Genomic DNA, 3,323 nt, shown 5'->3' on the forward strand with positions numbered 1-3,323 from the left:
TCAATATTTTCTGCCGGCATATTGAATTTTAATCCCGGATCGTAACTTTGTCCGCTGCCATTTTCTTTTGTATTCCATCCAATAAACTGGTATCCCGGACGAATCATCTTATCGCCCGATAAGATCTTCACCATGTCATCCTTTACATATTCATTTTCATCTTTTGGAATATCACCGGTTACATTTCCATTGGAATAATAGACAACCTGATACAGCGGAATCCATCGACTGTAAAAGGAAATGCCCTGTTCCTTCATAACAATCTCTTCATGATGCACGGTATCTCCTACATCATTCGATCCATACAGAACTTCATCCTGCTGATACAGTCCATCCTCTCTTGATTCTGTAGACCATCCGGCAAAGCGGTAATGTGAAACGGACATTGTCCCTGCACCTTTCACTTTGATCACATTGCCATCCGCATATTTTTTATCATCTTCAGGTACTTCTCCCGCAAGTTCAGCGCCTTCCGGAAGAACAACAACATAGTTTACCGCATATTTGTCTGTTCCGACAGCTTTCCACTGGGCATACAGTGTCACATTCGCATCTTTCATGGCAAATTTATCACCTTCATAGTATCTGTTTCCAGAACCATCCTGATTCATCGACCAGCCATCAAAGATATATTTTGTTCCGTCCGAATCGGTCTTTTCCAGATTCCCAGGGGAGAGAACCGTTACCATATCTTCATAATAATAGATATTCGTTCCCTGTCCTGCCGTTCCATTTACATCCAGAGGAACATTTCCGCCCGTACTCAGATTTCCGTCATAATTGACTGTATAGACCGGAACCCACTGTCCATACAGCTTAAGGCCATCTTTGACCATTGAAACATTCGATTTAACTTCTATACCATGAACCGATATATCCGAATAAATTTCATCACCTGTTCCATAAATACCATCGCCCGGATCTAATGACCATCCGACAAATTTCCATCCGTCTGCTGTCATTGAGTGACCACTCCGGACTTTCACACTTGTACCGACAGCATATTTTTCTGAATCCGTCGGCACTTCACCCTTTCCGCTGACGCCTTCCGGAAGGTTCATATCGTATTGAACACCGTAAACCGTCTCTTTATACCGATAAACCACTCTGAAAAAGTTGTCACTTCTTTCATTCTCCGTGTTTTGTCCCTGATAACGGATCGACTCCCAACTGTATTTCGTATCGACGATCTGACCAATATAAAAATCCACACCGGCCGCAGAACCTGTTCTTGCTTTTGGCTCACAGCTGTCTACACGATTTTCTATCTTCTCTTCAAACTGTCCTTCCGGCTCTGTCGGTACGAGTGTATACCATCCGGCTGACAATTGATCAATAAATAAATGCTGTGTATTCTCATTTCCCTGTTTCTCAAAGGAAACCGTATATTCTGTATAAGGTGTATCACTGCCGATCATCTGGTTTGGCTGATCAAAGCGATATAACTTATACTTAAAATTATTACTGCTCGTCTCATTATTATAAGGCAGATCCTCAAGACATACCATCAGATCAATCACTCCGGTAATATCTTTAACCTTGAAAACCGCTTCATCCATCCATTTCTCAGCAGAAGAAATATTCTCATAACCTTTGGTGTTCTCACGGGCTTCCTGAGTCGATGCCTCACCAACATAAAAAACACGTACACGATACTCCGGACTCTCATCCAGAATAGATAATTCACTCTCCGGTATGTAATAAGGCGGACGCTTCTGTCCCTCTCCGACAGGAATAAGTTTCTCACTGCCCTCACTGCTCTTCTCAACGCGATACCATTGAATTTCTATCGGCAGATTTTTCAATTCACCATAAACCGACTCAATTTTTATCACAGCCTTATTAAGAAAATTGGCATTTTTTGTATCAATTCCGCGAAGCACCGGGAATTCAACATCCGATACATCCACTTCAGATGCCACATTCACTTTAATATCTTCATAATCAAAAGAATATTTCACTTCCAAAGGTTCATCCAAACTATAAATGCCGGAAAGGCCGCTCACACCCAGTGTCTGATTATTACCTCCGATAAACTCTTTATCTGCCTGAACATATACATGGTGTTTTCCCCATCCTGACAGATTCGGCTTATCCCAGCCTATATACCATCCGTTTCGGTCTCTGGACACTCTTCCTCCATCTGTCCCGGAAATAACATTGCCATCTGCATCAATATAGCTTCCTTCTGACAATACATTCCCTTTAGCATCTACCAGATGATAGTTCTTTCCCGCATATACTTTTACAGAATCCGCTTTCAAATCTTTATCATCCGCTTCACACCACATATCATATATACGACGTTTCCAATGAACCGGTTCAATTCCGATTTTCACACTGCTGTGTACCTCAGATGTCTCTCTTTCAGACGTTTCTGTTGTTAAAATTTCTGCCTGAGCAGACGCTGACTGATCGGTTTCTTCTGCATAAACCTCGCTTCCTGCAAGCAAAAGTCCAGCTAAACAAAGGATCATCAGTCTTTTTCTCATCCCTTTAAAATGTCCCATATTCAACCCCCTAATGTGTCTCCTGTCAATTGTGAATACAATTCAGATACAGAACCGGCCAGTAAATCGGCCCCTGCAGCTTCCAGTTCTTCTCTGCTTCCATACCCAAAAAGAACACCGATGACAGGAATATCGTTCCCATGTGCTCCGATAATATCATGTTCCCGATCGCCAATCATAATAGCCTGTTCACTGACGGATCTTTCTCCCCTCCTCTCCAGTTCACTTAATGCCCACGCAATAACTTCTCCCTTATCTGTCCGCGTTCCGTCCAGCATACTTCCGGATATAATATCAAAATAGGTCAAAATACCAAAATGTTCCAAAATTTTTGTAGCAAAAACTTCTGGTTTAGATGTGGCAAGACAAACCTTCTTTCCCTGAGCTTTCAATGTCTTCAGCATCACTTCAATGCCGTCAAATATCTCATTTTCAAATAAACCTTTCGTGCTGAAATATTCTCTGTATACACTGACCGCTCGGAGCGCATCTTCTTTTGAAAAACCGTAGAAACGCTCAAAAGACTGACTTAACGGAGGTCCGATAAATTTATAAAGATCCTGTCGACAAACCCCGGTTATTCCAAATCTCTCCAGAGCATACATCACAGAATTGGTTATTCCCAGTCCCGGATCCGTCAATGTACCGTCCAGATCAAAAAGTAGGATCTTCTTTTTTTCAAAAATGGAATTTCCCATAAAAAAATCACCTTTCCAAAATATCCAAATAATAGTAGTATCATTCAGACTATTATAACATATATTTCAAAGAATATCATTGAAAAGGCGATTTGTTCTTTAATTGTTCATATAT

2 protein-coding genes are annotated in these 3,323 nt (G+C 41.3%); both read right to left on the bottom strand.

Annotated elements, in window-relative coordinates:
- On the bottom strand, nucleotides 1–2,510 hold a 2,510-nt coding region (locus QZZ35_RS10255; protein WP_291237313.1), incomplete at its 3' end, for an InlB B-repeat-containing protein.
- Nucleotides 2,511–2,512: 2 nt separating this feature from the next.
- Nucleotides 2,513–3,208, bottom strand: coding sequence for an HAD hydrolase-like protein (locus QZZ35_RS10260; RefSeq protein WP_291237314.1), 696 nt, complete (start codon nucleotides 3,206–3,208; stop codon nucleotides 2,513–2,515).
- Nucleotides 3,209–3,323 lie beyond the last annotated feature (115 nt).

The sequence above is a fragment of the Frisingicoccus sp. genome, from assembly GCA_016298055.1.
Classification (GTDB): Bacteria; Bacillota; Clostridia; order Lachnospirales; family Lachnospiraceae; genus Frisingicoccus.

Excerpts from the sequence above, each read along its gene's own strand:
- QZZ35_RS10260 (WP_291237314.1), bottom strand. The coding sequence starts at position 3,208 with ATGGGAAATTCCATTTTTGAAAAAAAGAAGATCCTACTTTTTGATCTG.